The organism is Flavobacterium sp. W21_SRS_FM6 (genome assembly GCF_052119645.1).
Taxonomy (GTDB): domain Bacteria; phylum Pseudomonadota; class Gammaproteobacteria; order Enterobacterales; family Alteromonadaceae; genus Paraglaciecola.
In genome coordinates this window covers 304,679-329,102 of record NZ_JBGQOM010000002.1, presented here as the reverse complement: position 1 = coordinate 329,102, position 24,424 = coordinate 304,679, and the positions used below count along the sequence as shown (strand labels likewise).

Here is a 24,424-nt window from a genome sequence, read left to right as displayed (position 1 = left end):
AAATAAATGAAAATATTAGTCACGGGGGGGGCAGGTTTTATAGGCTCTGCCGTTATTAGACACGTTATTAACAATACCAATGATTTGGTGATTAACCTAGATAAGTTGACCTATGCAGGCAATTTAGAATCTTTATTAGATATTAGTGATTCAAAACGTTATAGCTTTGAGCAAGTTGATATCTGTGACCGCATCGAATTAGATCGTGTTTTTTCAAAGTACAAGCCTGATGCTGTCATGCATCTAGCTGCAGAATCACATGTTGATCGTTCAATAGATGGACCTAAGGCATTTATTGAAACTAATATTGTTGGTACTTATCAATTATTAGAAGCAACCCGCAAATATTGGTTGGAATTAGGTGAAGAACAAAAATCAGCTTTTCGTTTTCATCATATATCAACGGATGAAGTATACGGAGATTTAGAAGGTACTACGGACTTATTCACTGAAACTACCTCATATGAACCTAGTAGTCCATACTCAGCATCAAAGGCGTCAAGCGATCATCTAGTGAGATCTTGGTTTCGTACTTACGGTTTGCCAACCATTATTACTAATTGCTCAAATAACTACGGTCCTTACCATTTCCCTGAAAAATTAATTCCATTAGTTATTTTAAATGCCTTAGAAGGTAAACCTTTACCAATATATGGTAAAGGAAATCAAATTCGTGATTGGCTATATGTTGAAGACCATGCTCGTGCTTTATATAAAGTTGTTACTGAAGGCAATGTTGGGGAAACCTACAACATCGGAGGTCATAATGAAAAACAAAATATTGAAGTGGTTAAAACTATCTGTCACTTATTAAATGAATTAGCGCCACAAGAAGCCGACTACCAAGATCAAATAGTTTTTGTTAAAGATAGGCCAGGTCATGATCTGCGCTATGCGATAGATGCAAGTAAAATTGAGCGAGAGCTTGGCTGGAAACCAGAAGAAACATTCGAAACTGGTCTAAGAAAAACGGTCGAATGGTATATAAAAAATAAGACTTGGTGTCAACATGTACAAGATGGTTCGTATCAACGACAACGCTTAGGAGTTTAACATATGAAAGGAATAGTTTTAGCTGGCGGTTCAGGAACACGACTTTATCCAATTACCCAAGGTGTATCGAAACAACTACTACCCATTTATGACAAACCAATGATCTTTTATCCTATTTCAGTGTTGATGCTTGCAGGTATACGAGATGTTTTAATAATAACAGCACCAGAAGACTTTAAAAGTTACCAACGATTGTTATCTGATGGCTCTCAATTTGGTATTAATATTTCATACGAAATCCAACCTAGTCCTGATGGTTTAGCTCAAGCTTTTATTATTGGCGAAGAATTTATAGGCAATGACTCAGTATGTTTAGTTCTAGGGGATAATGTGTTCTATGGCCAAGGCTTTTCTCTACAACTTCAAAAAGTTGCCAAAAATATAGCCGGGGCAACTGTTTTCGGTTATCAAGTTAAAGATCCTGCACGTTTTGGTGTAGTAGAATTTGACGATGAAATGCGCGTACTTTCAATTGAAGAAAAACCGAAATGTCCTAAATCCAATTATGCTGTTACAGGTTTGTATTTTTATGACAGCGATGTTGTGGAAATAGCTAAGGGAATTAAACCATCGGATAGAGGTGAGTTGGAGATTACTTGTATCAATAATGAATATTTGCGAAGAGGTAGCTTAAATGTTGAACTATTAGGTCGTGGTTTTGCATGGTTAGATACAGGTACCCATGATAGCTTATTAGAAGCTAGCCATTTTGTTCAAACTATTGAGCATAGGCAAGGGCTAAAAGTTGCCTGTTTGGAAGAAATCGCATATTCAAAACAATGGTTAACCAAAGATCAAGTTCTAAAACTAGCACAGCCAATGCTAAAGAATAATTATGGCAAATATTTGTTGGGGTTAGTTAGTAATGATTAATAATGGTTGGAATATTACAGCAATTGATCATATCCAAGATGATAGAGGTGCCTTATCTGTTGCTGAACTTGGCAAGCATTTTGACTTTAAAGTAGAGCGAATATTTTATCTTACCAATATTGGCAAAGATGAACAAAGAGGTGAACATGCTCATGAACAGCTTAATCAGTTCATACTGTGTGTTGCAGGGAGCTTTGATATCATTCTCGACAACGGTAAAGTAAAAGAAACTTATAGTATATCGAACAACGGGAAAGGTCTTTTTGTCGATGGCTTAGTTTGGAGGACAATGAGTAACTTTACAAGTGATGCTGTAATGTTGGTACTATGTGATCGTATTTACCAAGATGATAAAGTTATTAGAGATTACGATGAATTTTTAGTTAAAGTTAAAGTTAAAGAGAATAATAATGAAAAACAATAACTATCAAACTTGTCTAAAAACCTTTGCAGAATGTTATAAATCGCTCGGGGGCAAGGAAAGTAATGTTTCATTAGAGTTTAAGTTCGAGCGTATGATTTCTCATGATGAAAATAATGAATTTGAATCTATCCTATCTTGGTATAAAGAACAATGTTCAAAATGTAACATGAAAATAGACATTATCCCATTGAAAGACTGCCGAGAATGGGACTTTGACGAATCAACAGGTTCTTATGTTCACTCTTCAGGGGAGTTTTTCAGAGTAGACGGCTTAAGAGTGTCTAATACTGCTACAAGGGAAGTTACTGGCGGTTGGGATCAACCCATACTAACTCAAGCTGGTTATGATGGTGGTATATTAGGGCTGCTTCGTCAAAGAATTAATGGTGTTCCGCATTATCTTGTAGAAGCGAAGGCTGAACCTGGCAATTATAATTTAGTACAAATTAGTACAACAGTTCAAGCCACTTTCAGCAACTTAAAACGAGCTCATAAAGGGAATGCAACTCCCTATGCTGAGTATTTTCTTGATACAGATAAAATGGGGGCTAAAGTATTATTCGATGAATGGATGTCAGAAGATGGCGGGCGTTTATACAATAAACGCAATCGCTCTATGATAGTCGAGCTTCCTGAAAGCATTTATCTTGATGTTGTAAGTGAACGATACCGTTGGGTAACGTTATATCAATTAATTCAGCTTATAGCTACACAGGACGCAATTGTTGCACCACATATTCGTGGCATTCTGGCAGGGATATAATATGTTAGCAATTATAGGTTTTGGAGATCATGTACAACGTAATATTTTACCTGCATTAGAAAAACTTCAAGACGTTGTGGTGAAATATGTCGTTGTAAGAGATTTGGATAAATATAAGCATCAAACTACTTTCTTTTTTATAACAGACTTTTCTGAAGTCCTAGCAGATAAAGATATTACTTCCATATATATTGCGACTCCTATCAGTAGCCATTATAAGTATGTAAAAGAAGCATTAACAGCGGGTAAGAATGTACTTTGTGAAAAGTCTCTATCAGTTAGTTTTGAAGATAGTGAGGAGCTAGTTAATCTTGCAAAAAAAACGAATGTAAAACTTCATGAAGTAGTCATGTATCAATATCATGATCAATTCATATGGCTTAAAAACTACTTAAAGAATGAATGCAATGGGAGATTAGTCAAAATATATACTAGTTTTCAAATTCCTCATCTATCACCGGATAATATCAGGTATTCAAAAAACCTTGGAGGAGGGGCGTTACTTGATGTTGGTTTTTATCCATTATCGATGATTATTTCGTTACTAGGTATGCCTAATATGGTGAAATCAATAATTACAGGACAGCCAAGTTATTCTGTTGATCTATCTGGTATCGCCATTTTTAGTTATAAAGAACTATATGCTGTTGCTGAATGGGGCATTGGGCGATTATATAAAAGTGAAATAATCCTTGAGTTTGAGGATAAACAAGTGACTGTAGGAAGAGCATTTTCTAAACCACCATCATTACAAACAGTAGTAACAATTACAAAAAACAACGGGAAAAGAGAAGAAATTTTAATTAACCCTTGTGATCATTTTTATAGGTTATTTTCTGATTTTTTTAATAGTGGCCATGGCGATTTAGAACATCTTGAAGGTATTCTTGAAAGAGCTAAAATAATTGATGCTATTAAAAACAACTTATAATAGTCTTCACTCTTTGGAAAATATTACGTGAATATCGAAAGAAAAACGGTATTTTATAAAGCTTTCTCCTCCTCATTATTGTCCAAGTTAGTTAGTTTTATTTATCAGATACTATCAATACCTTTGTTGATTTCTATGATTGGTACCTATAATTTTGGCCGTTTGGCAATATTAATGTCAATGATAGGCTGGGTTAATATTTTATCTGGTGGAGTTAGTCCGTTCGTCACAAAAGTTATGTCTGAGAATCAAGGGCTATTAGAACAACAAAGTGTTATTGCTGGAAGTCGAACTCTGCTCGTTTTAGGTAGTTTAGTGCTAACAGCTATTTTTTTAGTTATTGGTCTATTTGTATATCAAAATAACCAAGATTTAGTTATTTCAGCACTTATTTTATTCGTAATATCTATTTTAACTATTAACTTTACGATTGCTGATTCTATTAGGCAAGGAACTAAACAACAGCATATTAATAATTTATTTATAATGTGTGCAAATATCACGATAATTGTCTCTATTTACGCTGCTTATCAACTCCCTTTAGCTGAACAAACTTTACTGCCACTTGCTGTTATTATATTGTATTTTCCTCTCCTAATATCGAAAATTATAAATTTTTTCACATTAGACAAAAGCTTTTTTGTGAAAGGCCTTTACTTACCTTTTAAAACTAACAAATTTCTGTTTAGAAAAATATATCACTTTATGTTAGCCAACCTTATGATCCAACTTTCTGTTGTTATTATAAAGTCATTTGCGATAATTTATTTAGGGACTAATGACACACTTGCAGCAGCTAAAATGGAAATTATTTTTCGTTACTTACTTATATCGGGTACATTTTTTGCCGCCATTCAATTACCTCTATGGCCATTAATTACAGAAGCTAAAGCAAAAAATGATCTGCTTTGGTTAAAAAAAGTTAAAGTCTGGCTCGGTCTTGGTTTCTTAGTATATGGTTTAGCCAACTTTGTTATTATGATTAATTTTGGCTTGTTAGTATTTGAGCTATGGCTAGGGAAAGCGGTGATATTTACTCAGCAAGAGCTCGTACTTGCCGGTTCGTACTTCTTAGTTATATCAATGGTACAAGCGCCGGTTATTATATTAATGGGCCTTGGAACTTTTAGTTATATGGGAAGAATGTTAATGGCTGAGGCATTATTATTTCTAATTTTTATTTTAATTGGTTTTATGTTTTCCATTCAAATCGATTTAAGTGCGGTACTTGCTGTTATGACAAGTCTTAGAGTGGTTGTCTTTATTTTATTATACCAAAGGGCTTATAAGTAATTACTATGGCTAAAGTTATCTTCGTTTCATATGCCTCGGGAACCTATAAATGTAATATTTATTGGAATAAGTTTTTTGTTCGATTTTTTATTAGACCAGATAAAATCATCTTTTTAACTGATGAAGACCTTAAGCAAGATCCTATATACCATGAGTTTTTGTCAATTTTTTCAGCTAAAACTGGGGCTGGGTTTTGGGCGTGGAAACCTTGGGCTATATTAAAAGCAATGGACCTCGCCGAGAATGACGATATTGTTATATATCAAGACTGCGGACAAGGTCTTCGATATAAAAATTTTATGAAGCCAAAGAATATCATATTATATGCAAAAAAATATAATGTTATGCCCGGGGTGTTGATACCAGAACACGGTACGAATAAAGAATGGACACACCAAGAGTGTTTTAACCTAATGGAATGTAATTCGGAAAAGTTTTATAATACCCCGCAAGTTGAAGCGGTTATTTCAGCTTGGAAGGTAAATGATGAAACAAAATCAATCATATCGGAGTGGTTAAATTTTTGCACTAATGAAAACATAATAAGTGATAAATATTTCGATAAAAACTCCTGCTTTGCGACTAAAGGTCATCGTTACGATCAATCGGTACTTACAAATTTAGTTGTTAAACATAGCTTAATTCCTATAAGTCACAATTTAGGTGGCTTACATTTATTTAAAAGTATGTCTTTTTTAAATTTATATCTTGCTAGAGATGTGTGGTATTCAAAAATTATATTTACCATAATATATCAATGCGTAAAATTGTTGAGAGTAATTAGAAAAACAAGCAGTTTAAAAGCATAAACAGAGAAAAAAATGTCATTTAGTATTATTACAGTCAATTATAACAACGCTAAAGGTTTATACAAAACTATTAGCAATTTTGAAAAAGTAAAAGCAAGTACCATATCACCTGTAGAACTTATTGTTATAGATGGCGGCTCAACAGATGATAGTGTCAATTTTATAAAAAATAGTTCGACAATAATTAATAAATGGGTCTCTGAAAAAGACGAAGGTATTTTTGATGCGATGAACAAAGGTATAGACTTAGCCAGTAATGACTGGCTGGTTTTTATGAATTCGGGAGATACTTTTTTTGATGAAAATATATTCTCTATTTTTCAGTCAGAAAATATTGATGATTCAATAAATTTTGTTTATGGGAATAAAATAGAAAGTGGTACAGTTTATTTTGCAAAAAACATTGATTTATTAAACGTTGGAGTGATGCATGCGTGCCATCAATCAATGTTTTTTAAAAAAAACTTGAATATAAAATATACTAAAAATATTAAGCTATATGGTGACTATGGCTATGTAGTTGACCATGTAAAACCAAACCCGGAAAGTATATATTATCTGAACCATATTATTTCTGAAACGGAACCAGGTGGTGTTGGCTCAAAAGTCTCTATTAGAAAACGTTATGAAAAATATCAGCAGGTGATTTCTCGATTTGGTTTAGTGGGTTTTGTGTTATCAATTTTTCACCGGGCCAACCTAGCGTTGGGAAGACTTAATAAAAAATGATTTACCATTGCTTAACTTACTTATGGCAGCGAAGTAATACAAAATGAAATCTTTTAGACTTCCTAATAATGGCAATTTTTTCCTTTTTTATGTCTCTTTCTCTTTATTCGGTTATAGCTTGGCTGCACCTTTATCAGAACTTATATTCCCCAATGTACTATCTTCACCATTAACGATTTTATATCGTATGTTTGTTTTAGGAGGGGCATTTTTATTTATATTTCAATTAATGTTTATTAAAAAGAAAACTTTTGTTAATGAGCAAGGTAAAATTATCTTTCTACTATTTATATTTTTTTGGTGTATTTATACCACACGTTTAATTTATGACAGTATGTTTCAATCGAACTTATTAGGTGAAAACACGATAATTTCGTATATTACTATGGGATATTTATTTGTTTTTATCCCAGCGTTATCTCTTATTCGATCATACAATGAAACAGACTTGAAATATCTATTTCAAATGAGTTTTTATATTTTATTTTTCGGTGTTTTACTAACGTTATGTATTTCTGCATTTCAAATTCTTAGTGGCAGTTGGCAAGGAGGGCAGCGACTTTCCCTAGAACGATTAAACCCTATATCTTTAGGGCGGTACTCAGCAGTCCTATTTTTTTTAGCCTTAGGTTTGATGCAATTACAGAGTAAAAATAAAATATTAATGCTGTGTGGTATTTTTATAGGTATTTCCGGTGTTTTATTGTCAGGGTCTCGAGGGGCACTGGTTGGTACTTTGTTTATTCTATGTATTAACTTTTTATTGCAAGTTAACTTTAAAAACTTGTTGTTTATTACTGGTCTTCTGCCTATTGCCTTGATGCTTGGTGTTTTTCTTCTCTCAATATTGGTGCCCGATATTGATGTTGTCGAAAATTATTTGAGGATGGGAGGTAAAAGCGATGAGAGCGCACAAATTCGTTATCAACTTTATCAGGGAGCGTTTGAGCAATTCTCTAATAATCCAATTTTCGGTGATCTAATTATTGAAAGAAGTTTTAAGTATTATCCTCATAATCAATTTTTAGAGATATTGATGGCAACTGGAGTATTTGGATTTTCTATTTTTGTAATTTTAAATTCATTGCTTTTTTATAAATTGAAGTGCTTATTAAAGCAAAATAAGAGTAAAGAAGTGGCAATTAGATTACTAATGTACTTATTTATTTTCTATTTTGTTGGCGGTGTTTTTTCTGGAACTATTATTGGCTCACTCGAATATTGGTACTTGGTTCTTATTATTTCATTTACGTATTTCAAAAAAGCTGATTTTTTCTACGGAAAAGAGGTTATTAATTGAAAGTATAATTCATGATCCTCATTATAGTTACTTCGAAATATTAAGTTACTTTTTACATGCTTTTTTGCTTTGAATATTTATAGGAAGTTTATCAATGTTTTCAAATAGTCACACCGTTATTAAGTTGAAGAGCATTCTTAATGACATCAGGAATTTCTTGAATATTAAAGGTAGATATTCATTTGTTAAATATGGCAAGAATGTTCATATTCAATGGAATGTGGAAATATTTTCTCCTAATAAAAACGTAGTAATTGGTAATAATGTTGGTATTAATAGCGGTACTGTTATTATCAGTGATCTAGTGGTGGGAAATGATGTGTTAATTGCACCTAAGTGTGGTTTTATAAATAGAGGAGAGCACACTTATGATGTATGTGGCCAAACAATTTTTTGTGGTCCTCGAGCAAGGTCGGAAGTTATTATTATTAAAGATGATGTCTGGATAGGATACGGTTCAACGATTCTAGGCGGAATTACTATTGGTGAAGGTTCTATTGTCGCAGCTGGATCTACCGTTATTAACGATGTGCCAGAGTATTCTATTGTTGCGGGGAACCCTGCCAAACTGATAAAAATGCGATTTAATAAAGAAGAAATTATTGCACACAAGGATATGTTAAGAAAAAGAAATGAAAAAAAATAAATTAGTCATAATACAACCTGCACTTGGGAGATATCGAAAAGGATTTATCGATAGCTTAGTTAGCGAAAATGACAATGAATTTGATATTTGTATTATTTGCTCGCAAGTTGATAATGCAGGGGTTAAATCGATGGACAGCATTCACCCATCTATTAGATACAACCTAGTTAAGATGACAAGTATATTTAAAGTGTTTTTTTGGCAGCATTTATTCTTCAGTGTTTTAAAAATGAATCTTTCGAAAGGCGATTCATTGGTCATAAACGGAAACCCCAGGTTTCTAAGTAGTTTAGCTATTAGCCTAGTACTTAAATTAAAAGGTGTAGAGGTTTTTTGGTGGGGACATGCATGGTCATCGACTAGTTCAAGAATGGGTAGTTACATTCGATTTAAACTAATGAATTTTTACAAGATTATACTTTATACAGACGAAGAAATTCGACTGACTAAAGGATTAATTACATCGGATATAGTTGCATTAAACAACGGATTAGATGTTACAAGTATTAGAAAAGGTATTCTTTTTAATAAAAAAAAATTTGAGTTTAAAGTCTTTAAAATAGCCTTTATTGGAAGGTATACAAGCAAATCAAATTTTGAGCTTTTGATTACAGCATTAAGCCAAGTACCCGCCAATGAGTTAAAATGTATCCAGCTAAATGTTATTGGCAATATACCTGAACAAGAAATGTTGAAATTGTATCCTTATTCAAAAGATATTGATATAAACTACCATGGTGAAATATGGGATGAGCATGAGATTTCAATCCTGTTAAATGATAATCATGTGTTTGTTTATCCTGGCTCTGTGGGGTTGAGTATAATCCACGCATTTGCTCTTGGTTTACCTGCAATAGTACACAGTGAAAGAATGATGCATATGCCAGAAATAGGTGTGTTTGAAGACGGGGTCAATGGTATTAGCTTTACAAATGGTTGTTCAAAATCTTTAGCTGAAAAAATATTATATTTAAAACATAATGTTAGCGAATTAAGGCGATATTCAGATAATGCTTACTCAAAAGTTACTAAAACTTATAATACTCATGACATGGCAACGAGATTTATAAATTTTATTAGGAAAAACTAATGACTTTGCATTGAGTTACAGGGCCTGCAACTAGTTAACACTCTTTCCTGAAGTATAAATAAACGCGCTCTTTATGGGTATACAATAGTTAACTACAACCGTAGCGGTTAGCTGGCGAGTGAGTATGGGTGATGTGGCACCGTGTTTGACAATTTCCGGATAGGCCATGGAACGCTTCTTCGGCAGCTTGAAGTATTTTTGGTGCTTAAGGACCGCAGCCAACAAAAGAATTTATAAGGCAGGATGTTGCAACTTAAATAAAGTATTACAGCATGGAACGAGTGCATACCGCTAATATTATCCAGCCATACGTTGCTTATTAACATTGTTTTAGAAAAGTGTCCTGTTTAAGTTAACCAGAATAATGAGTTTCTAGCAGCATAAACAAATTGAGCTATTGGTTGTTTTTTTATGCGCAATTGAAAGCACTGTGCACGGCTTTAGTCGTTGTTATTAATTTAGAGAGAAAGATGAAAGTTTCAATTATTACGGTGTGTTTCAATAGTTCAGCAACTATTCGTGACACCATTGAATCAGTTTTGGCGCAAGATTACCAGGATATTGAATACATCGTCGTTGATGGTGGCTCGAAAGACAGTACCATGGACATCGTCAATGAGTATCGTGATCAGATTGCAACTATCGTCAGCGAGCCCGATAAAGGTATTTATGACGCAATGAATAAAGGGATTCGTCTGGCAAGCGGGGATGTGGTTGGTATTTTAAATTCCGATGATTTCTACACCTCCAACGAAAGTGTTAGTCAAATTGTTAGTGGTTTCGATGAATCAACGCAAGCCGTTTATGCCGACCTTATTTACGTTAAACAAAACGACACAAGTAAATTTTCGCGACTTTACACTTCGGCCACTTTTAGTCGCTGGAAGGTTAGATTTGGTTTTATGGTTCCGCACCCCACTTTTTATGCAAGAAGAGAGCTTTTTGAGCGGTTGGGCTTTTATAAACTAGACTATCGTGTTGCTGCCGACTTTGAATTAATGGCACGATTTTTCAAAGCTGGCATTACTACTAATAGGGTAAATTCGATTATTGTTTCTATGCGTGAAGGCGGCATAAGTTCTTCAGGAATTAAATGGCGTATCCATCAAAATATGGAAATATCCAGAGCTTGTAATGAAAATGGTATATGGACAGCCTTTCCAATATTGATTATAAAAATACCCTTTAAATTTCTGAGCTTTTTTAAAAAGCCTAAAACCATTAATGATTCTTTGCATGACTAAAATATTAGTAACAGGAGGCTCAGGTTTTGTTGGTCAGGCATTATTATCACGCCTAAGTACGCAGTACTCAATCGTTGCTCCAGTGCGTCGTCCATTATCTTGCGCTCTTAATAATGTGGTTTATCCAATTATCAATGGATTAGTGGATTTAATTGAAAATGACGGGTTTTTCTCAGATTGTGATGTAATTGTGCATGTGGCAGCTAAAGCCCATGTTATGGGAGTGTCTTTATCCGAATTCAGACAACTTAATTCTGAAACCACTTTACGCTTAGCGACTACGGCTGCGATAAATGGGGTGAAGCGTTTTATCTTCCTGAGCTCAATCGGCGTTAATGGTATTAGCAACACAAGGCCTTTTAATGTTGCAGATAAACCCGGTCCGGTAGAAGACTACGCTGTATCAAAACTTGAAGCCGAAGTTGGCCTTAAGCAAATCGCCGCCGAAACTGGAATGGAAGTTGTGATACTTAGACCCCCCTTGGTTTATGGACCAAATGCTCCAGGGAACTTTGGAAAACTTGCAAATCTGGTTCGAAAAAATCTACCTCTGCCATTAGGTGCTATTCATAACAAACGTAGTTTGGTCGGCATAGATAACTTAGTTGATTTAATTTTTACCTGTATCGATCACCCTGCGGCTGCCAATCAAACGTATTTGGTTAGTGATGATCACGATGTCTCAACGACTGAATTGTTAAAAACCATGACTCGTGCGGCTGGCAAGCAACCTTGGCTATTGCCTGTGCCTATGAGTTGGCTGAAATTTGCTGGCAAAATTACTGGTAGAGAGTCGGTAATAGACCGATTATGTGGTAATTTACAGGTTGATATAACTCATACTAAAAATACCTTGGGCTGGAAGCCTGTTGTCAGTTTTCAAGAGGGAATAGAAAAATGTTTTGTAGAGGAAAAAGTTTAAAATGTTGATCCGGTTTATGGATGTTTTATTTGCGTTATTTGGTTTGCTTTTTGGTTTACCTGTTTTACTTATTTTAATTTTAGTCGGTTTTTTTGATACGGGCTCACCACTTTTCTTTCAAATCAGAGTAGGACGTCACAAAAAGCCCTTTACTCTCATAAAATTTCGCACCATGAAGCCCGATACCGCCCATGTAGCTAGCCATTTAGCCAGTGCATCAGCTATTACCCCCTTTGGTGGTTTTTTGCGTAAAACTAAACTTGATGAGTTGCCACAATTGTGGAATGTTTTGCTGGGTGATATGAGTTTAGTTGGGCCAAGACCTTGTTTATTTAACCAAGAAGATTTAATTTACCAGCGCGAAAAACGCGGGGTATTAAATTACCGTCCTGGTATTACTGGTTTAGCGCAGGTAAATGATATTGACATGTCGACTCCTGAGCTTTTAGCAGAAACAGATGCGAAGATGCTGGTTGGATTAGCAACTATAGACTACTTTAAATACATTTTTATGACATTAATAGGGAAGGGGAAAGGCGACAGAGTGAAAAAACTCTGAGGCTTTCTGAGTTAAACGATGAGTGTTACCTTAAATTTAAAGCAAATTTAAATGGTCGTGTTGATTACAGATTGTTACCATTTTTTTGCAGAAGATTGTTAAGATAACGAGCTTAATTGAAGAAATTGGACTTTATGCAGATATTTTTTTCGATGCCTCGCGCGCAAAAACGACTTGTAAGCGTGCTGGCGGATACCATATTTATATTAGCGGCTTTTTTTGCCGCGTTGGCCGTGAGACTAGACAACTTTAGTGTGGTATTTGAGTCGCACTATTGGATGTTTTTGTTAATCGTATGCCCACTGAGTATTTTTACTTTCATGCGGCTTGGTTTATACCGGGCCGTGTTGCGCTACATGGGTTTGCAAGCGTTAACGGCTGTTATTTTAGGCGTGGTTGTATCAACTCTTTCTATGGTACTGACTAGTTACTATGGAGGCTTGTCTCTACCCAGAACCGTGCCGATTATTTATGCCGCCTTTGCTTTGGTGCTGATTGGTGGCTCTAGGGCCATTGTACGTTCAGCATTTGGCAGTGGTATTAAGCGAGTAGGCGAGCACGTTATTATTTATGGTGCTGGTGTTAGTGGGCGGCAATTAGCCACTTCACTTGCGCAGAGCCATGAATTCCGCACAATGGCCTTTGTTGATGATGATCCAACCCTACACGGTACGGTTATCCAAGGTGTTTATGTTCATTCACCATCCATTATTAAGAAATTAGTAAAACAGTACGGTGTTAGAAAAGTGCTATTAGCTGTTCCCAGCGCTAGCCGCTCTCGACGCAAGCAGATATTACTAACCTTAGAGCCATTAGCTGTTCAAGTGCTCACGATTCCGTCAACTAATGATTTGGTTAGCGGTAATAAACTTTATTCTGATGTGAAACATGTAGAGGTAGAAGATTTATTAGGACGTGACTCTGTTGTGCCTGATGCTAAATTAATGTCTGCCAATATAAAAGGTAAGGTAGTGATGGTCACGGGGGCTGGTGGTTCGATTGGTTCTGAGCTTTGCCGTCAAATTTTAAATTATTCCCCGAAAAAATTGGTGTTGTATGAATTGTCTGAATACTGCTTGTACAGTATCGAAAGTGAGCTCAAAAGCATCGCACATTCAAAAAGTATTACTGTTGAGATCATGCCCATGCAAGGGTCTATTCAACGAGAGAATAGGGTTTTAGCTGTTATGCAGTCTTTTGGCGTGCAAACGGTTTATCACGCAGCAGCATACAAACATGTACCACTGGTTGAGCAAAACGTGGTTGAAGGGGTAAGAAATAATGTATTTGGTACCTATTACACCGCCCGAGCCGCCATTGCGGCTAAAGTTGAAACCTTTGTTTTAATCTCGACTGATAAAGCTGTTCGGCCCACCAATGTCATGGGCGCAACTAAGCGCATGGCTGAGTTAGTGCTTCAAGCTTTGGACAAAGAAGCAAAACACACGCGCTTTTGCATGGTGCGCTTTGGCAATGTTTTGGGGTCATCAGGCTCTGTAGTACCGTTGTTTCGAAATCAGATTGCCAATGGTGGGCCGATAACGGTTACTCACCCAGAAATCACGCGATTTTTTATGACGATACCCGAGGCTTCGCAGTTGGTTATACAAGCTGGAGCCATGGGGGAAGGTGGTGACGTATTTGTATTGGATATGGGTGCTCCAGTTAAAATAGTTGATTTAGCCTACAAAATGATTCACTTGAGTGGTCTTAAAGCAAAAGATGATAAAAATCCTGAAGGTGATATCGCCGTTGAATATACGGGGATGCGCCCTGGTGAAAAGCTCTATGAAGAATTACTTATTGGTGATGATGTGAGTGGTACGGCTCATGAAAGAATTATGACTGCTCACGAAGTGTATCTGCCCTGGGATAAACTTGAAGTCATTTTAGATAGACTTGATGTGGCTTGTCATAACTTTGATCATCAGACTATTCGTGAAATTCTACTTACATCGCCAATCGGTTTTAATCCAACAGATGGTATTTGTGATCTAGTATGGTTGGAGAGAATGAAAGAGTCTGAGAATAGCAAAAATGTTGTTTCTCTATCAGTGAGAAATCTAAAACAATCGTAAAACCCCTTCATTGATATCAAAGGTCATTTGTTTTTTATCATTGTTTGAGTGATGCCTATTTGGATGTCAATCCAGATAGGCATCAAATCTATTATCCATATATTTTTTGCTATTTGAGCCACCTGTCTTGTTAAAATTTTTCATTGGCTTGTTAGTTTTTATCGCCACTCTATATTTTAGTTGTTGCTTTTAGCCAAGATTAATATTTAAGCGATAATTTTTTTTACTCCCCTTAATCTTTTGCTTGTTCTGCCCCGCCTAATTGGTATCCTAAACCTAGTTTAGCCTCAGGAGATTTGACATTGAAAGTTACAGTATTTGGGATCGGTTATGTTGGCTTGGTGCAAGCCGCAGTCATGGCAGAAGTCGGTCATGATGTGGTGTGTATCGACGTAGACCAAGCTAAAGTTGATAAGTTAAAACAAGGCCATATTCCTATTTTTGAGCCCGGTTTAACGCCTTTAGTCACTTCTAACTATGAAGCGGGTCGTGTAGATTTTACGACTGATGCCGCGCGCGGTATTGAACATGGAGAGGTTATTTTTATTGCTGTTGGTACTCCGCCTGATGAAGATGGTTCGGCCGATCTAAAGTATGTGTTGGCAGTGGCAGAAACTATTGCTACTCATATGAATAAACACAAAATCATTATTAACAAGTCAACCGTTCCTGTTGGTACTGCTGACCGGGTTAAAGCCAAAGTATCTGAAACATTGGCTAAATTGGGTAAAACCCAAACTTTTGATGTGGTTTCAAACCCAGAATTCTTAAAAGAGGGGGCTGCGGTTAATGACTGCATGCGCCCTGATCGTATTATTTTAGGAACAGACAGCGCTAAAGCAGAAAAGAAACTTCGCGAGTTATATTCACCGTTTAACCGTAATCACGACAAAATAATCGTGATGGATATTCGCAGTGCCGAGTTAACCAAGTATGCCGCTAACTGTATGTTAGCAACCAAAATTAGTTTTATGAATGAAATGGCCAACCTTGCTGAACGTTTTGGTGCTGACATTGAAAACGTGCGCAGAGGTATCGGTTCGGACCCGCGTATTGGCTATCAGTTTATTTACCCAGGCTGTGGCTATGGTGGGTCATGTTTCCCCAAAGATGTGCAAGCCTTAGTCCGTAGTGCTCAGGGCGTAGGTTACACTGCCCAAGTATTAGAAGCGGTTGAAGCGGTTAACTACGCGCAAAAAGAAAAACTATTTGAATACATTCTTCGACACTTTGGTGGCGATGTGTCTGGGAAAACCGTGGCATTGTGGGGTTTGTCATTTAAACCCAACACGGATGATATGCGCGAGGCTTCTAGCCGCGTATTGATGGAAAGACTATGGGCTGCTGGCGCTAAGGTTAAGGCCTATGATCCAGAAGCAATGGAAGAGACTCAACGTATTTATGGTAATCGTTCAGAGTTATCTTTGATGGGGACGAAAGAGGCAGCTTTAGAAGGCGCTGATTTCTTGGTGATTTGTACAGAATGGCAATCATTTAGAGCACCTGATTTTGATTTAATTAAGAGTAAATTGAGTTTACCTCTGATTTTTGATGGCCGTAATTTATTTGAGCCACAGATGATGATGGAACACGGTTTGCATTACTATGCAATTGGACGCGGACTTTCAGTTAAGGAACATTAAAAAATGAGTCAAGTTAAAAAAGCGGTTATCCCTGTCGCAGGGTTGGGAACAAGAATGTTGCCGGCAACGAAAGCAATTCCCAAGGAAATGCTACCTGTTGTTGATAAACCTCTTATTCAATACGTAGTAACCGAGTGTATAAACGCGGGCATAAAAGAAATTATCTTAGTGACTCATGCCAGTAAAAACAGCATCGAAAATCATTTTGATACCAGTTTTGAGCTTGAGGCCACATTAGAAAAACGGGTTAAGCGCCAGTTACTTGAAGCGGTTCAGGGCATTTGTCCAAAAGACGTGACGATAATGCACGTCCGCCAGGGCGTAGCGAAAGGTTTAGGCCACGCTGTGTTGTGTGCTCGCCCTATGGTAGGTGATGCGCCCTTTGCCGTGGTGTTACCTGATGTCATTATTGATGAATACACGCACAATCCGAAAAAAGAGAACTTGGCAGATATGGTGGCTAAATTTAACACCAGTCGTGTAAGTCAAATTATGGTTGAGCAAGTTCCTCAAGAAGATGTGAGTAAATACGGTGTAGTTGATTTAGAAGGCTTAGTACTAAAGCCTGGCGAATCCGGTAAAATTTACGACATGGTTGAAAAACCTGCACTAGAAGATGCTCCATCTGACCTAGCAGTGGTGGGGCGTTACGTGCTTTCTGGTAAAATTTGGGATTTATTAGAACTGACTCCTCCAGGTGCTGGTGATGAAGTTCAATTAACCGATGCTATTGCATCGCTAATGAAAACTGAGCAAGTTGATGCTTACTATATGAAAGGCCGTAGCCATGATTGTGGTAGTAAGTTAGGTTATATGACGGCAAATGTTGAGTTTGCACTGCGCCACCCCGAGCTAGGTGAGCAATTTAAAGGCTTTTTGAAAGGCTTAGAGCTGTAGTCGTACCTTTTAAAAAATAGCTCGGCAATGATAGTTGCCGAGCTATTTTCCTCAAAGACTAACGTGGTCTTTCATCTTCTCAAGCATTTTTTTACCAATTCCTTTTACATCAGCTAATTGCTCAAGTGACGTAAATTTACCCATCTTGTCACGGTATTCAACAATAGCTGCAGCTTTCTTGGCTCCAACACCTGGCAATGCCATTAATTCGTCTAACGTCGCGGTATTAACATTGATTTTCTGTATTTTCATCTGCATCGTTTGGGTTTTATCAACCACTGAATTCGCTAAAACCACAGGTGAGATTGAAAATAAAATTGTGCTGGATAACAGCAAAAGGGGAATGATCTTTTTCATAACGAGTCCTTATTCATATTTCCATTAGGATGCGAATGCATCAAAGAAAAAGTAGTTCAGACTTAGCGATTGGTAAAGAAAGTAGGGTAAAAATTTTCTGAAAAAACTCAGATGCTGGAATAATCATCCAGCACCTTCTTGTTGTTTATAGACGTTCTAATAGTGCCTGAGTGAAGTCACTTGTGCCATGTACGCCGCCAAGATCGCGGGTTGTGCGGTCGCCAGACTCAATGACATCTTTAAGTGCATGTCTTATCTTATCTGCCTGTTCACCCATTTTTAGATATTCTAACATTTGTACAGAAGCTAAAATGACAGAGGTAGGATTCGCCAAGTTTTTACCAGCGATATCAGGTGCTGAACCATGTACAGCTTCGAATATTGCGCAATCAGTACCTATGTTAGCGCCTGGAGCCATTCCCAAACCACCCACTAAACCAGCACATAAGTCTGATAAAATATCACCAAATAAGTTGGTGGTAACGATCACGTCGAATTGGTGAGGGTTCATCACTAACTGCATACAGGTGTTATCAACGATCATTTCGTTTGATTCTATATCAGGATAACGCTGTGCGACTTCACGGGCGACCTTCAAGAACAAGCCAGACGTTGATTTCAATATATTGGCTTTATGTACCGCGGTGACTTTTTTACGTTTATCGCGGCGCGCCATTTCGTATGCGTAAACTAAAATGCGCTCTGCGCCTTCACGAGTGATCACGCTCTTTGCTTCGGCTCGACTGCCATCTGGCGAGACTATTTGGCCTAAACCACAATACATGCCTTCTGTGTTTTCGCGCACAGTCACAATATCAATATCTTGATACCGCGCTTTGGTCCCTTTAAAAGAGATCACCGGGCGTAAGTTAGCGTAAAGCTGGAACTTTTTACGTAAGCTAACGTTAATTGATGTGAAACCTTCTCCCACTGGTGTAGTGAGTGGACCTTTTAATGCTACTTTATTTTTGGCAATTAAATCTAAGGTTTCTTGAGGTAATAACTCACCGTGATTTTCTAAGGCGACTAAGCCTGCATCGGCGAAGTCATATTCAAAATCACACCCTACTTTATCAAGTACCTGTAAGGCTGAATCAATAATATCTGGCCCTATACCGTCTCCACGGATAACGGTTATTCTTTGCTTAGTCATAAATGTTCCTGTCGTTTTAAAAGGTTGTCGATGTAGGGTTTTATTATTTTTACGGCGTAAGCCAATTTTAGGGCGCGTTTATACCACAAATTCCTATTTTTTTCTAGTTTGCCACTAAATCGTTTAAAAGCTAAGGCTGCAATATACTTGGTTTTTTAATGCAAGGTCTTTGAGCAATTCGTCGAATAGGGTTTGACTAAATTTTAACTGTTTAAAAGCGTTTTGTTTAAATAATTCAGTGTGTTCACAGCTCGCATTTTCTTGAAAATAAATGTCCCTGCTTGCGATAAGTGCTAGGCCAATAACAAGGCAAATTTGAGAAGCGCCTATGTGGCTATCGCCCATCGATAGCTGCTTTAAGGCAATAATTACCTGTTTAGGTTGTTGCCATGCTTGGGCCAACTTTACCGGAAATTGCTTGAACTGCTCTGGATGTTCAAGTGCAAAAAGGTGACTGAGTTTGTAATGCTCTACTGGGATTGGTTGCCACATGTGCCGAGTTCTGATCATTGGCGAAATAAAAAAATACGATAAAGCGAATAGACAAACCGTAGAAGCTAAGTCGGAAGCTTTACTTGCGAGACGTTTTGAGATTTCATCTGCCGTAAAGCAAAACAACTGCGTAAAGTTAGCTAATCTATTTTGCAGAGGAAAGGTTTCTTGCGTTAAACGAGACAATAAACTGTGCTGTAGTAAGCTTTGATATGAGCGATCAAAGCCATTCATTAATAGCCCATGGCGAGAGCTAACGATAGGTAACATAAGCCGACTATTGGCACTTGCAATGTGTTGCAACTGCGTGGAAAAAGCTTGTTCTTTTTCCAGTATCGCGACAATTTTATCCACATTAGGTTGAGGTGTATTCAGTTCAAGCTGAATGGCGACTAAGCTTGATGGTACAGAGCTTAGGCTGGTCTTTTTATTCCAAAGGCTTATGGTTTCGGATTTAGCCGCTCTGATTTGTTGAAATTTGGGCCCCCAATACTCATCTAACTTAATAATGTTAGGCAGTTTTTGCACTGAAAAAACCTGTTTCACTTTTGCTGTTTCTATTATTCGAATTGGTATTTGCTTGATGGTGTCGTTGGCAGTTAAAAGTGGGTAAATAATTGTTTTTTCAGGCTGGAGCGCGAGACAAAGCTGTAGGTCGTCATGTTGATCTTTTAAAGTAGAGCCCGGCGGTATTAGTGATGGATAGAACATCAAGGGCCTGAGTAGGGCGTACCAATGCTGCGGGGCGTCTAGACATATTTTTTTCAGAGCGTGCGCAAAACTTAAAGGCGCTGTTTTTCCGTTATTTCGGGTCAAGCTAGCGAGTTTGACGGCAATAAATAGCAAGGATTGTAGGGTATCTAGTTTAGCCAGTTTGTTAGAATTTTTGTGTAAGTATCTTAAAGCATATTCTTTGACTACTAACATACGGCGGCATAACTTCCAGCGAGAAGCAGCAAACAAGGTTAACTGTGCATGCAGTAAACTGGTTTTAATCTCGGTTTTGTTGTTAGATGCCTGAGGCGAGTCAGCGCTAGAGCTTACGCAGATGGCTGCAATTAACAGTTGCTGTAGAACGGTTTCATCGAGTTTATTGCGGCTTGCTATTACACTTAAGTAAACCAAGGTATTAAACATCACGTTTACTTCAGGGGAAAACTGCGATTTATATAGGTGGGGCTGAGCGCTAAACACGTCAGGGTGTTTTTTAGCGAACAATAAAAATTGATTGGTAAAAACAACTAATTTGCTGGTAAGTGTGGCTTGAAATGGTGGATTTTCCAACTCGGTGCTTATTTGTTCGAGTTGTTGATATAAGTTAAAAAGGGATGAGTAATTTAACTCATCCATCGATATAACTTTGGTAAGCGCTGTCTCCCCAAGCGATTAATTGCCCATCCACAAATAACAGTGGGGTGCATTCATCTTGAGTCGTAATGCCATCGGCTTGTTTATGTTGGGTACGATAAAACATCACCTGCATCTCTTTGTCAGCTAATCTTTTGGCTTCAGTGATATCAGGGTTCCCTAATAAGGCTAGAATGTCTTGTTTATTTAGGCCCAGTTCAATCTTTGCGATTTGGATCTTGTTGTATTCTTCACGATCTTTCCAATCCATGTCTTCTGGTTTATCGGGATAAAATAGAAGCACTGCCACCACAAAAAATCCATACAACAACACACCGATACCAATTCTTATAGCTATTTTATTATTCATTTTTATCTAACTTAGTCATTGTGATCTTAGAAATTATATTTTATTTCGCTTTAAACAGGTAACGCTTAAGCGTAAAAATTTGTGAATCTACCTTAGTCTTATTTGTGGTTTACTTCACGACTTTATAACAAGGTTGATATTCTGAACCTGGTAATTTCATACGTTGTTGTTTTACAAAGGATTCAAGTAAGGTATCCATTACTTCCATCATTTCGGAGTCGCCGTGTAATAAGAATGGCCCTTTTTCTCGAATAAGTTTTACCCCTTCAGCTTTCACATTGCCGGCCACAATGCCTGAAAACGCTTTACGTAAGGATGCTGCTAGTTCAGCCTTGGGTTGCTCAAAATGTAAATTCAAGCCTGACATGTTTTCATGATTCGGAATGAAGGGTAATTGAAACTCAGGTGAAATTTTTAATGACCAGTTATAGTCAAAAGAATCGCCTTTTTCTTTTCGATAATTTTTTACGACGCTTTGTTTTTGTTTAATGGTGCTGGCAACCAACGCCGCATCGCCGACGATAATTTCGTAAAGATCTTGTGCCTCTTTGCCTAAGGTTAAACCAATAAAGTTGTCGAGTGCCTCAAAATACCCCTTACTTTGCTCTGGCCCTGTTAAGATAATGGGCAGTACCTGATCTTTGTTTTGTGGATTCAGCATAATACCAATTAAATATAATAATTCTTCAGCGGTACCCGCGCCGCCAGGGAAAATAACAATGGCATGCGCCATTCTAACAAAGGCCTCTAGGCGCTTTTCGATGTCAGGCATAATCACAAGCTCATTCACGATGGCATTAGGCGGTTCAGCGGCAATAATGCTGGGCTCGGTAATGCCAAGGTACCGACCGTTCTTATAACGTTGTTTGGCATGGCCGATGGTGGCACCTTTCATCGGACCCTTCATCGCACCAGGTCCACAACCGGTACAAATATTGAGTTCTCGCAAGCCTAATTGGTAGCCCACTTCTTTGGTATATTGATATTCAATTTCGCCTATTGAATGCCCGCCCCAACACACAACCAAATTGAGTTCTGCGGTATTTTTTAGTACTTGAGCATGTCTGAGCATATCGAATACGGAATTGGTTAAGACGTGACTGTCTAATTTTCCAAGCGATGAGGTAAGTGCATACTTCGCACCTATGTGCAGTAAATCTCTAAGAACAGCAAAAATATGTTCGTGCACGCCTTTGATGAGTTTGCCATCCACAAAGGCGAGGGCCGGTGGGTTAATTAACTCAATTTTAACGCCACGCTCTCTGCCGATAAGTCTTATGTCAAAGTCACGGTGAGGCTCAAAAATATTTTCACAGTTGTCAATTTCAGCACCACTATACAGAACCGCTAAACAACAATTTCTGAATACGTGATAGAGATCGCCATCGGCTGATTTACTTAATGAATCAACTTCTATCTGTGACAATTGGCTCATCGATCCTAAGGGGTTTAGTTGAATACTATGCATATTTCGTTCTCTTTTATTCTGAGTCATTGTTGTGTAAACAATGGCGCTAAGCGTTGCCTTATTTAGCTACTGTCGAGCTAATCTAAACTCGGGATAAATCTGCTCAAAGTTGCTGCGAAATGGATTGATGTCCAAGCCTCCGCGACGAGTATAGCGCGCATAAACCGTTAAATGTTGTGGTGAGCAGTGTTGCATAATGTCACAAAAAATCCTTTCTACACATTGTTCATGAAATTCGTTATGCTTTCTGAATGAAATCAAATACCTGAGTAAAGATTCATGATGTATTTTTTTTCCTGCGTAGCGGATCAATACGCTACCCCAATCGGGCTGATTGGTAATCAAACAATTTGATTTTAATAAGTCGCTACAAAGGGTTTCTTCTATCCATTGCTCTTCTACAGTTAATAAAGCAGGGTTTAGCTGGTATTCGTTAATATCAATGTCTAACTCGTCTATGGAATGAGCATGCAAAGGCGACATCACTAAGGTGTTAAATTCTCTCGGGCTAACCAGTTTAACCATCACTTGTTCGTTGGCGCACAACGATAAGTCTTGTTGGATCGTTCGCTGGACCTGTTCTAATGAATCAAAATGGCTTTGGTTAAAGCTGTTTAAATATAACTTAAATGATTTGGACTCAATCAAATGAGAGGATGACGCTGGTACCTCACACTGTAGAATTGCAATCTGGGGTTTGCCTTTGGGATTGAGCCATGACAACTCATAGCCTGTCCATCGATCAACGCCAGTAAAGGGCAAGTCATGCTGAAGCTGAATCTCTTCTCGATTAAGACTTCGAGGCACACCTTGTAACAGCTCTGGGGCATAATTTTCTTGGTATTCGGTTATTTTACCAAGACTCAAATTGCTTAAAATAGCAGTTTTATCAGCGCTACTCGCCATATCTGTACTCTTAAATCATTGTTTGCAAAGTATTTAGTAGTTTAGCGTACATCAGAAATGACTAGAACATGTGGATCGGTTATTTTGTTCGTTATATTGGATTTAATGCAGAGAAACGTGATGTCCCAAGAAGTAAGTGATGCAATAGATGGTTTTATTCATCGACTATTACAAAAAGCCCAAAGCGATAAATCGGCGTTATTGATTGAGTTTGACCCAGAATGGCCTTCGGCGTGCTACCTAGATCGAGCCGGTAACGGTGGCAACGTAAATTGGCAACCAGTGCGTCAGAGTCAAGAAAATGATTGGTCAGACTTCGAAAAAGCGCTAAATATACAAGTGCACCCTAGCATTAAAAGTTTCTATCAATGTTATTGGAGTGATAACTTAGCCGCGCAACATCATTTTGGGCCATTAGAATTAATCCAAGTGTGGAACGAAGCGGATTTTGAGCGTCTTCAACAAAACTTAATTGGTCACATTCTAATGAAAAGGCGCTTAAAGCAAAGCGAAACCCTATTTTTTGGCCTGACCGACGAGGAAGACGAAATTCTGTGCGTGAATAATCAAACCGGAGAGGTGGTATTAGAACAAGTAGGAATGGAGGCCAAAAAAGTGATTGCTCCAAACCTAGCCCAATTTTTATTGTCAATCGACCCCGTCATTATTGTGAATTCCGATTAAGTGGCCGCTCGCATTAGGCTGTCTAATTTATTACTTAGCTCAACTACGTGTTTTTCTAACATTTTTACGCGCTCTTCTAGGTTATCTGGGGCGCTTAATTTAGTTTCTTTAGGCTCTTCTATTACTATTTTGGGATTGTTTTTCCACATTTGTATGGCTTTGACTATTTCTGGGATGGTTAATGATTGACTTGAATATTGACGAACCAATGCCACGGTAGGCGTTTTACCTAAACGGTGTATTTTTTGACATGCAGCTAAGGCGTGGTTTGAACTGTGCATTATTGGTTAATCTCCTTAAAAAGTTAGCGTTTTCGCTATTAAATACCAAAATAAATCGTCTGGTTTTACCGTTAATTCTTTAAATTCAGTAACTTAACGTTCTGGCTTCATT

General features: G+C 37.5%; 25 protein-coding genes. 18 read left to right on the top strand and 7 right to left on the bottom strand.

The annotated features are described in order from the left end of the window. The first annotated feature begins 6 nt into the window (after positions 1–6). From rfbB to galU, 17 genes are all read left to right on the top strand, one after another. Positions 7–1,053, top strand: a complete 1,047-nt coding sequence (gene rfbB / locus ACEN2L_RS04725) for a dTDP-glucose 4,6-dehydratase (protein ID WP_441742103.1) — start codon at positions 7–9, stop codon at positions 1,051–1,053. 3 nt (positions 1,054–1,056) lie between these two features. Next, positions 1,057–1,926, top strand: a complete 870-nt coding sequence (gene rfbA / locus ACEN2L_RS04720) for a glucose-1-phosphate thymidylyltransferase RfbA (protein ID WP_441742101.1) — start codon at positions 1,057–1,059, stop codon at positions 1,924–1,926. Further along, positions 1,919–2,350, top strand: a complete 432-nt coding sequence (locus ACEN2L_RS04715; RefSeq protein WP_441742099.1) for a sugar 3,4-ketoisomerase — start codon at positions 1,919–1,921, stop codon at positions 2,348–2,350. The genes rfbA and ACEN2L_RS04715 overlap by 8 nt, the downstream gene beginning before the upstream one ends. Then, the gene (locus ACEN2L_RS04710) at positions 2,337–3,113 is read left to right on the top strand and encodes an NDP-hexose 2,3-dehydratase family protein (RefSeq protein ID WP_441742097.1); all 777 of its coding nucleotides are present in this window, start codon (positions 2,337–2,339) and stop codon (positions 3,111–3,113) included. The genes ACEN2L_RS04715 and ACEN2L_RS04710 overlap by 14 nt, the downstream gene beginning before the upstream one ends. 1 nt (position 3,114) lies before the next feature. Beyond that, complete coding sequence (locus tag ACEN2L_RS04705; protein ID WP_441742095.1) at positions 3,115–4,044, top strand: Gfo/Idh/MocA family protein; 930 nt, start codon at positions 3,115–3,117, stop codon at positions 4,042–4,044. Between the two features lie 27 nt (positions 4,045–4,071). Continuing rightward, positions 4,072–5,337, top strand: coding sequence for a hypothetical protein (locus ACEN2L_RS04700; protein ID WP_441742093.1), 1,266 nt, complete (start codon positions 4,072–4,074; stop codon positions 5,335–5,337). A 5-nt stretch (positions 5,338–5,342) separates the two neighbouring features. Continuing rightward, positions 5,343–6,146, top strand: a complete 804-nt coding sequence (locus ACEN2L_RS04695; protein WP_441742091.1) for a hypothetical protein — start codon at positions 5,343–5,345, stop codon at positions 6,144–6,146. Between the two features lie 12 nt (positions 6,147–6,158). Next, positions 6,159–6,875 carry a glycosyltransferase gene (locus ACEN2L_RS04690; RefSeq protein ID WP_441742089.1) on the top strand — a complete coding sequence of 239 codons (717 nt, stop codon included), beginning with the start codon at positions 6,159–6,161 and terminating at the stop codon, positions 6,873–6,875. A 43-nt stretch (positions 6,876–6,918) separates the two neighbouring features. Further along, positions 6,919–8,175 (top strand): O-antigen ligase family protein, encoded by a 1,257-nt coding sequence (locus ACEN2L_RS04685; RefSeq protein ID WP_441742087.1) that lies wholly within the window; start codon positions 6,919–6,921, stop codon positions 8,173–8,175. A 157-nt stretch (positions 8,176–8,332) separates the two neighbouring features. Next, complete coding sequence (locus ACEN2L_RS04680; protein WP_441742085.1) at positions 8,333–8,821, top strand: acyltransferase; 489 nt, start codon at positions 8,333–8,335, stop codon at positions 8,819–8,821. Next, positions 8,808–9,911 (top strand): glycosyltransferase family 4 protein, encoded by a 1,104-nt coding sequence (locus ACEN2L_RS04675; RefSeq protein WP_441742083.1) that lies wholly within the window; start codon positions 8,808–8,810, stop codon positions 9,909–9,911. Before ACEN2L_RS04680 ends, ACEN2L_RS04675 begins: the two co-directional genes overlap by 14 nt. A gap of 470 nt (positions 9,912–10,381) precedes the next feature. Beyond that, the gene (locus ACEN2L_RS04670) at positions 10,382–11,155 is read left to right on the top strand and encodes a glycosyltransferase family 2 protein (RefSeq protein ID WP_441742081.1); all 774 of its coding nucleotides are present in this window, start codon (positions 10,382–10,384) and stop codon (positions 11,153–11,155) included. Further along, a complete protein-coding gene (locus ACEN2L_RS04665) occupies positions 11,148–12,077 on the top strand; it encodes a UDP-glucose 4-epimerase family protein (protein ID WP_441742079.1) in 930 nt (309 codons plus the stop codon). The genes ACEN2L_RS04670 and ACEN2L_RS04665 overlap by 8 nt, the downstream gene beginning before the upstream one ends. Before the next feature lies 1 nt (position 12,078). Then, on the top strand, positions 12,079–12,636 hold the full coding sequence (locus ACEN2L_RS04660; protein WP_441742077.1) for a sugar transferase: 558 nt from the start codon (positions 12,079–12,081) through the stop codon (positions 12,634–12,636). 134 nt (positions 12,637–12,770) lie between these two features. Next, a complete protein-coding gene (locus ACEN2L_RS04655) occupies positions 12,771–14,714 on the top strand; it encodes a polysaccharide biosynthesis protein (RefSeq protein WP_441742075.1) in 1,944 nt (647 codons plus the stop codon). Positions 14,715–15,016: 302 nt separating this feature from the next. After that, positions 15,017–16,357 (top strand): UDP-glucose dehydrogenase family protein, encoded by a 1,341-nt coding sequence (locus ACEN2L_RS04650; protein WP_441742073.1) that lies wholly within the window; start codon positions 15,017–15,019, stop codon positions 16,355–16,357. Between the two features lie 3 nt (positions 16,358–16,360). Continuing rightward, complete coding sequence (gene galU, locus ACEN2L_RS04645) at positions 16,361–17,254, top strand: UTP--glucose-1-phosphate uridylyltransferase GalU (protein ID WP_441742071.1); 894 nt, start codon at positions 16,361–16,363, stop codon at positions 17,252–17,254. Between the two features lie 51 nt (positions 17,255–17,305). Here the strand turns inward: galU and ACEN2L_RS04640 are convergent, their stop codons facing one another. From ACEN2L_RS04640 to queF, 6 genes are all read right to left on the bottom strand, one after another. Beyond that, complete coding sequence (locus ACEN2L_RS04640) at positions 17,306–17,611, bottom strand: ComEA family DNA-binding protein (protein ID WP_441742069.1); 306 nt, start codon at positions 17,609–17,611, stop codon at positions 17,306–17,308. A 145-nt stretch (positions 17,612–17,756) separates the two neighbouring features. Further along, complete coding sequence (locus ACEN2L_RS04635; protein WP_441742067.1) at positions 17,757–18,764, bottom strand: isocitrate dehydrogenase; 1,008 nt, start codon at positions 18,762–18,764, stop codon at positions 17,757–17,759. 123 nt (positions 18,765–18,887) lie between these two features. After that, positions 18,888–20,606, bottom strand: a complete 1,719-nt coding sequence (locus ACEN2L_RS04630) for a hypothetical protein (protein WP_441742066.1) — start codon at positions 20,604–20,606, stop codon at positions 18,888–18,890. After that, positions 20,599–20,973 carry a DUF3192 domain-containing protein gene (locus ACEN2L_RS04625; protein WP_306022622.1) on the bottom strand — a complete coding sequence of 125 codons (375 nt, stop codon included), beginning with the start codon at positions 20,971–20,973 and terminating at the stop codon, positions 20,599–20,601. The genes ACEN2L_RS04630 and ACEN2L_RS04625 overlap by 8 nt, the downstream gene beginning before the upstream one ends. A 109-nt stretch (positions 20,974–21,082) precedes the next feature. After that, entirely contained in the window at positions 21,083–22,441 is a 1,359-nt protein-coding gene (gene ppnN, locus ACEN2L_RS04620) for a nucleotide 5'-monophosphate nucleosidase PpnN (protein WP_441742063.1), read from the bottom strand. 66 nt (positions 22,442–22,507) lie between these two features. Next, complete coding sequence (gene queF, locus ACEN2L_RS04615; RefSeq protein ID WP_441742061.1) at positions 22,508–23,347, bottom strand: NADPH-dependent 7-cyano-7-deazaguanine reductase QueF; 840 nt, start codon at positions 23,345–23,347, stop codon at positions 22,508–22,510. Positions 23,348–23,467: 120 nt separating this feature from the next. On the opposite strand from queF, the gene syd reads away from it, so the two are divergent. Next, entirely contained in the window at positions 23,468–24,031 is a 564-nt protein-coding gene (gene syd, locus ACEN2L_RS04610) for a SecY-interacting protein (RefSeq protein WP_441742059.1), read from the top strand. Here the strand turns inward: syd and ACEN2L_RS04605 are convergent. Next, the gene (locus tag ACEN2L_RS04605; protein ID WP_441742057.1) at positions 24,028–24,312 is read right to left on the bottom strand and encodes a hypothetical protein; all 285 of its coding nucleotides are present in this window, start codon (positions 24,310–24,312) and stop codon (positions 24,028–24,030) included. The two genes, syd and ACEN2L_RS04605, sit on opposite strands and share 4 nt — an antisense overlap. Between the last annotated feature and the right edge of the window lie 112 nt (positions 24,313–24,424).

Excerpts from the sequence above, each read along its gene's own strand:
- syd (WP_441742059.1), top strand. The coding sequence starts at position 23,468 with ATGTCCCAAGAAGTAAGTGATGCAATAGATGGTTTTATTCATCGACTA.
- ACEN2L_RS04605 (WP_441742057.1), bottom strand. The coding sequence starts at position 24,312 with ATGCACAGTTCAAACCACGCCTTAGCTGCATGTCAAAAAATACACCGT.
- galU (WP_441742071.1), top strand. The coding sequence starts at position 16,361 with ATGAGTCAAGTTAAAAAAGCGGTTATCCCTGTCGCAGGGTTGGGAACA.
- ACEN2L_RS04675 (WP_441742083.1), top strand. The coding sequence starts at position 8,808 with ATGAAAAAAAATAAATTAGTCATAATACAACCTGCACTTGGGAGATAT.
- ACEN2L_RS04655 (WP_441742075.1), top strand. The coding sequence starts at position 12,771 with ATGCAGATATTTTTTTCGATGCCTCGCGCGCAAAAACGACTTGTAAGC.
- ACEN2L_RS04640 (WP_441742069.1), bottom strand. The coding sequence starts at position 17,611 with ATGAAAAAGATCATTCCCCTTTTGCTGTTATCCAGCACAATTTTATTT.
- ACEN2L_RS04660 (WP_441742077.1), top strand. The coding sequence starts at position 12,079 with ATGTTGATCCGGTTTATGGATGTTTTATTTGCGTTATTTGGTTTGCTT.
- rfbB (WP_441742103.1), top strand. The coding sequence starts at position 7 with ATGAAAATATTAGTCACGGGGGGGGCAGGTTTTATAGGCTCTGCCGTT.
- ACEN2L_RS04670 (WP_441742081.1), top strand. The coding sequence starts at position 10,382 with ATGAAAGTTTCAATTATTACGGTGTGTTTCAATAGTTCAGCAACTATT.
- ACEN2L_RS04690 (WP_441742089.1), top strand. The coding sequence starts at position 6,159 with ATGTCATTTAGTATTATTACAGTCAATTATAACAACGCTAAAGGTTTA.
- ACEN2L_RS04625 (WP_306022622.1), bottom strand. The coding sequence starts at position 20,973 with ATGAATAATAAAATAGCTATAAGAATTGGTATCGGTGTGTTGTTGTAT.
- rfbA (WP_441742101.1), top strand. The coding sequence starts at position 1,057 with ATGAAAGGAATAGTTTTAGCTGGCGGTTCAGGAACACGACTTTATCCA.
- ACEN2L_RS04685 (WP_441742087.1), top strand. The coding sequence starts at position 6,919 with ATGAAATCTTTTAGACTTCCTAATAATGGCAATTTTTTCCTTTTTTAT.
- ACEN2L_RS04710 (WP_441742097.1), top strand. The coding sequence starts at position 2,337 with ATGAAAAACAATAACTATCAAACTTGTCTAAAAACCTTTGCAGAATGT.
- ppnN (WP_441742063.1), bottom strand. The coding sequence starts at position 22,441 with ATGCATAGTATTCAACTAAACCCCTTAGGATCGATGAGCCAATTGTCA.
- ACEN2L_RS04695 (WP_441742091.1), top strand. The coding sequence starts at position 5,343 with ATGGCTAAAGTTATCTTCGTTTCATATGCCTCGGGAACCTATAAATGT.
- ACEN2L_RS04705 (WP_441742095.1), top strand. The coding sequence starts at position 3,115 with ATGTTAGCAATTATAGGTTTTGGAGATCATGTACAACGTAATATTTTA.
- ACEN2L_RS04665 (WP_441742079.1), top strand. The coding sequence starts at position 11,148 with ATGACTAAAATATTAGTAACAGGAGGCTCAGGTTTTGTTGGTCAGGCA.
- queF (WP_441742061.1), bottom strand. The coding sequence starts at position 23,347 with ATGGCGAGTAGCGCTGATAAAACTGCTATTTTAAGCAATTTGAGTCTT.
- ACEN2L_RS04630 (WP_441742066.1), bottom strand. The coding sequence starts at position 20,606 with ATGGATGAGTTAAATTACTCATCCCTTTTTAACTTATATCAACAACTC.
- ACEN2L_RS04715 (WP_441742099.1), top strand. The coding sequence starts at position 1,919 with ATGATTAATAATGGTTGGAATATTACAGCAATTGATCATATCCAAGAT.
- ACEN2L_RS04635 (WP_441742067.1), bottom strand. The coding sequence starts at position 18,764 with ATGACTAAGCAAAGAATAACCGTTATCCGTGGAGACGGTATAGGGCCA.